Origin of the sequence: Mesorhizobium sp. M7A.F.Ca.MR.362.00.0.0 (assembly GCF_004023175.1) — a bacterium.
Taxonomy (GTDB): domain Bacteria; phylum Pseudomonadota; class Alphaproteobacteria; order Rhizobiales; family Rhizobiaceae; genus Mesorhizobium.
This window is the reverse complement of record NZ_RZTF01000396.1, coordinates 2,863-4,723: the sequence shown is the minus strand read 5'-3', so window position 1 is coordinate 4,723 and position 1,861 is coordinate 2,863. Positions and strand designations below refer to the sequence as shown.

Below are 1,861 nucleotides of genomic sequence, written 5' to 3'. Positions count from 1 at the left end.
GGCGGACACCGCCAGATTGGTCATGGACAAGGAGCGTGCGGCCGGCAATCGGGATATCTGGGGCTTCGTCTTTCAGGGCAATGCCTATGAGGGGCTGACCTGCAACGCGCTCGAATGGGTGATGTCGAATGGCGGCGGCCAGATCATCGAGCCGGACGGCACTGTCTCCGTCAACAACAGTCAAGCGGCGGCGGCGCTCGACATGGCCAAGGGCTGGGTCGGGACCATCGCGCCGCCCGGCGTGCTCGCCTACCAGGAAGAGGAATCGCGCGGCGTCTGGCAGACCGGCAATGCGGTCTTCATGCGCAACTGGCCCTATGCCTATGCGCTCGGCAACGGCGAGGGCTCGCCGATCAAGGGCAAGTTCGACGTGGTACCGCTGCCGGCCGGCACGGGCGAAGGCGCCCGACCGGTCGCGACCCTGGGCGGCTGGAACCTCGCCGTCTCCAAATATTCGAAGCATCCGGATGCCGCGATCGAGCTGGTCAAGTTCATCGCTTCGCCCGCGATGCAGAAATACCGCGCGCTGAAGACGTCCAACCTGCCGACCATCCAGGCGCTGTATGACGATGCCGACATTGCCAGGGAGCAGCCGATTATTCCGCGCTGGAAGCAGATATTTCTCAATGCGGTGCCGCGCCCCTCGGCCGCGGCCAGGATCAAATACAACGAGGCGTCGAGCCAGTTCTGGAACGCCGTTCACAACACGCTGTCGGGCGACGGCACCGCCGCCGACAATCTGGCCGACCTCGAAGCGACGCTGACCAAGCTGAAGGGCAACGGCTGGTGACCACAGTGCCGACAGGGACCGACGCCCGTGCGGCGTCGGAGACACAGGCTGTTCGCCGTCGGCCATCGCCGTTGACGGCACAGCGCGTTCGCTCGGCGTGGCTTTTCCTGGCGCCGATGCTTCTGGTGCTCGCCGCGGCGGCCGGCTGGCCGCTTGCCCGCACGGTCTATTTCAGCTTCACCGACGCCTCGCTGGCCGACCTCGACGCGCGCCAATGGGTCGGCTTCGCCAATTACTTCTCGGTACTGCACATGCCGAGCGGCCGGACCCTCTATGACGGGTTGCTGGTCGATCCGGTCTGGTGGCGCGCGGTCTGGAACACGGTCCGCTTCACGGTGATTTCGGTGACCTGCGAAACCATCCTCGGCACCATCGTTGCCCTGGTTCTCAACGCGGAATTCGCCGGCCGCGGCATCGTCAGGGCAGCGATCCTGATCCCCTGGGCCATCCCGACGATCGTCTCGGCGAAGATGTGGCAATGGATGCTCAACGACCAGTTCGGCATCATCAATGTCGTGCTGCTCAATCTTGGCCTGATCAGCACCAAGATCGCCTGGACGGCCAACGCCGACACGGCGATGGCCGCGGTCCTCATCGTCGATATCTGGAAGGCGATACCATTCATGACGCTGCTCATCCTGGCCGCGCTGCAGATGCTGCCGAGAGAGATCATCGAGGTCGCCAGGCTAGACGGCGCCAATCCGTGGCAGATCTTCTGGCGGGTGACCTTGCCGCTCATCCGCCCCGCGCTGATGGTGGCCGTGATCTTCCGCGCGCTCGATGCGCTGCGCATCTTCGACCTGATCTATGTGCTGACGCCCAACAATGCGCACACCAAGTCGATGTCGGTGTTCGCCCGTGAGAACCTGTTCGAGTTCGACAAGTTCGCCTATGGCTCCGCCGCCTCGACCTTGCTTTTCCTGATCCTCGCTCTGCTCACCATCGTCACCATCCGCATCGGCCGGATCAGGCTGGACGGAGGCCGCTGACATGTGGATCGTCAAGCGCACGGGCTTTTATCTGCTGGTTGCGGCAATCGTCTTCGTCGCGGTGTTCCCGTTCTATTACGCC

The 1,861-nt window shown here is 63.9% G+C and carries 2 protein-coding genes and 1 pseudogene (1 of these 3 cut by a window edge); all 3 read left to right on the top strand.

The features are described from left to right. Positions 1-790, top strand: a 790-nt coding sequence (locus EOC06_RS43975) for an extracellular solute-binding protein (protein WP_245470247.1), incomplete at its 5' end; no start/stop codon positions are given. 116 nt (positions 791-906) lie between these two features. After that, positions 907-1,779, top strand: a complete 873-nt coding sequence (locus EOC06_RS31155; protein WP_245470249.1) for a carbohydrate ABC transporter permease — start codon at positions 907-909, stop codon at positions 1,777-1,779. A 1-nt stretch (position 1,780) separates the two neighbouring features. Continuing rightward, positions 1,781-1,861, top strand: a pseudogene (locus tag EOC06_RS31150) (carbohydrate ABC transporter permease); it runs 754 nt beyond the window's last position.

Excerpts from the sequence above, each read along its gene's own strand:
- EOC06_RS31155 (WP_245470249.1), top strand. The coding sequence starts at position 907 with ATGCTTCTGGTGCTCGCCGCGGCGGCCGGCTGGCCGCTTGCCCGCACG.